The following is a 2,507-nucleotide window of genomic DNA, read 5'->3' as shown; positions in this document are numbered from 1 at the left end:
ACAAACAAGGCATCATCACAACAAACAACATTAAACATTTTAAATACAACTTCATTTCATCTCCTTACATTAAATTATATTTATGTTTATCTTTTTAGCTAAACCTTTTTACTATATAACCAAATTTACTTAACCCACCCCACAAACCATAAAAATACCTAAACTATATATCTGTCTTATTTGTTTTATCCCCTCCACAACCCATAAGAGAAATACCTTTTTACCGTCTCTCTTATAATCTCTCTCTTATAATCTTGCCTCTTTCTAATCTCTTTATAATTACGCACTTGCTCATAACTACATAGCATATAGCCATTAAAAGCCTTAGACTTCTAGCACATCTAAAAATACTTAATGCCATTGTTAAACCCAGGTAAATATCTTGCGCAAATAAATAAAAACAAGGATAAAAAATTTAGACCCTCTTTTTATTTATTTATTTATTTATTTAAGTGTAAAGCCTTATTTACTTTGATGATATATGATATTGACTTCATGATTAAATTTATTAAACTATAAAAACCTTACATATGCCATCTCTAGTAACTAGGCACTGTTTATTAAGCGGTATTTGTTTAATGGCTAGTGATAAAAAGAGAAACATAAAGATTAGCACTAAAAAAGCAAAGAGCTAAGCAATTTATGATTTTTCCTGCTTTTATTTACCTCTTGCTTTTGTCCTACTTTAAATTTCTCTATTTTATTATAATGTTTTGTGTATTTATTTTACTCTTAATCTACTTATTTTGTTTAAGCTTTATGCTCTTACTTATTTCCTCTTTGGCCTTCTATTTTACCTTATCCTTGGAACTGTTTTTAATATCTTTTATCTCACTGCCTTTCTTGCTTGCATTATCTTTTGTCTTACTGGCTTTATTGTTAATATCCTCTTTTAGCTCTTTAGTCTTTTTGGCTGACTTATCTTTTATCTCTTTTACCTTAGGTTGCACTGTCGTCTTACCAGATACCGATATATCATCTTTTAAATTCTCATATGTCTTATCGCCTATACCACTAATGTTTTTAATATCCTCTATAGAGTTAAATTTATTAGCCTTTCTATACTCTATAATAGCCTCGGCCTTACTCTCGCCTATACCGTTTAAACTCATTAGTTCATCTTTGGTGGCCGTATTTAAATTTATAACGGCAAATGCCTGAGTAGCTAGTAGCGCTAAAGATAGTAGAGTTGATTTAAAAGATAGTTTCATTGTTTTCCTTTGATTTAAGATTGAATTTGATTATAACTTAGTAGGGTAAACGCTTGTTTTACAATACATATAAAGAATAAATTTAATATAAAAAATATGAATATTTAAGATAGGAGGCTTATGTATACCACACCACCCTTTTAGCTTTTAAATAGCTCTCATTTATTTATATTTACCGCTAAATTTAGCTAGATACTTTTTAGCATTTGTTTGCCGTTAAAATTCTTATTTGTTTAAAATATCTACATAAGCTTACTTTTGGATTTATATTATTTATGATATTTTACCTGTCTTTATATTTATGCAAATATATTTCAATTTTCTCTAAATTTAGCCTCTAAAATTCCACGAGGTATTTATGCTTATTTTTAACTTCACTGTATTAGTTGCTTTTAGAGAACATAAGTTAACCATAAATTAAAACTCATTGTTTAGAGTTTAAGTTAAATTAAGCCTAATTTTATACACAAGAAGAAAAACATACACGAAAAATAAAAACAAGCTATCTATTTATCACACCATAGCTTTGGATAACTCCTGTCACATCTAAAGAAGAGTATATAGCATTCATTAAGACCGCCAAGGTTAAATTTATAAGAGCAAAAGATAGTAGACACAAAAGTAATCCGTCTATCACAATAAAACCAAGATAACAATAAAGATAATAAAGAGAAAGAAAAACCACAATAAATAAAAAGCAGTATCATAAAAGATATAAAGCATTAAAGATAGATGTTTTAATTATATGTTTATATAAGTTAAAATCTTAGTTGGTTTAGATCTAATATTAGGTAGTTTAAGATTTTGTATTTGGATAATAAGTAGTAGAATAATTAACAAAGCTCGCAGCGACTTACTTTCCCGACATCCCAGTAAGGGAGAGTATCATCAGCCAGGACGAGCTTAGCTTCTTGGTTCGAGATGGAGCAAGGCGTTTCCTCGTCTGTATAGCCACGAGCAGTGTTAAATAAAGGATTAGTGATTAATCTCTTATTTAACACTGTAGTGATATTTTGTTAAGAGTAAAGCATGTTTATAAAAACATTCTTCTTACTAAGGTTTTATCCTTAACAAGGAAGTGATGCTTAAAAGATAAGCAAACGAGCTATTAGTACTGGTCAGCTAAATGACTTTCATCAATTACACACCCAGCCTATCAAACTAGTAGTCTACTAGAGCTCTTAAAAGAAGATTCATCTTGGAGTTGGCTTCGAGCTTAGATGCTTTCAGCTCTTATCACATCCCAACGTAGCTACTGAGCGATGCCCTTGGCAGGACAACTCATACACCAGTGGT

At 29.8% G+C, this 2,507-nt stretch carries 2 protein-coding genes and 2 rRNA genes; all 4 read right to left on the bottom strand.

Annotation, left to right across the window (positions count from 1 at the left end; genetic code table 11):
- Window positions 1-232: 232 nt before the first annotated feature.
- Complete coding sequence (locus CCAL9328_RS11225; protein ID WP_283240785.1) at window positions 233-361, bottom strand: hypothetical protein; 129 nt, start codon at window positions 359-361, stop codon at window positions 233-235.
- Between the two features lie 427 nt (window positions 362-788).
- The gene (locus tag CCAL9328_RS11360) at window positions 789-1,211 is read right to left on the bottom strand and encodes a ComEA family DNA-binding protein (RefSeq protein ID WP_170000612.1); all 423 of its coding nucleotides are present in this window, start codon (window positions 1,209-1,211) and stop codon (window positions 789-791) included.
- Between the two features lie 840 nt (window positions 1,212-2,051).
- A 5S ribosomal RNA gene (rrf, locus tag CCAL9328_RS10410) occupies window positions 2,052-2,170 on the bottom strand.
- 129 nt (window positions 2,171-2,299) lie between these two features.
- Window positions 2,300-2,507, bottom strand: a 23S ribosomal RNA gene (locus CCAL9328_RS10405); the annotation flags it as partial.

This window comes from Campylobacter sp. RM9328 (genome assembly GCF_012978615.1).
Note: the sequence above shows the minus strand (reverse complement) of the source record. Positions and strands in the feature narration are given on the sequence as shown.